Origin of the sequence: Halorubrum halophilum, from assembly GCF_000739595.1 — an archaeon.
GTDB lineage: Archaea > Halobacteriota > Halobacteria > Halobacteriales > Haloferacaceae > Halorubrum > Halorubrum halophilum.
The window spans coordinates 1-284 of the sequence record NZ_BBJP01000098.1; the positions used below are offsets into that span (position 1 = coordinate 1).

General features: G+C 67.3%; 1 pseudogene. It reads right to left on the bottom strand.

Annotated features, from left to right (window positions below):
• Positions 1–189, bottom strand: a pseudogene (locus ACP96_RS17390) (tRNA (N(6)-L-threonylcarbamoyladenosine(37)-C(2))-methylthiotransferase); the annotation flags it as partial.
• Between the last annotated feature and the right edge of the window lie 95 nt (positions 190–284).

The window sequence follows — 284 nt, forward strand, 5'->3', positions numbered from 1 at the left end:
CTCCTCGGCGCGCCGGAGCATGTTCCGCTCCGTCTTCTCGACGACCGTACAGGTGTTGAGGATGGCGACATCCGCGTCTTCGGGACCGTCGGCCGGGCGGTGGCCGCCGTCGCGCAGCGCCCGCTCTATCTCCCGGCTCTCGCCCCGGTTGGAACTACAGCCGTACGTTTCGATGTGATACGTCGCCATCGAGTGGGCTCACTACCGGTCGCGCGGGCAAAAACGCGACGGATCGATGAGCGAGAAATGCTGTCGCCGTCAGTCCTCGGCGACCGCGGTCGCCG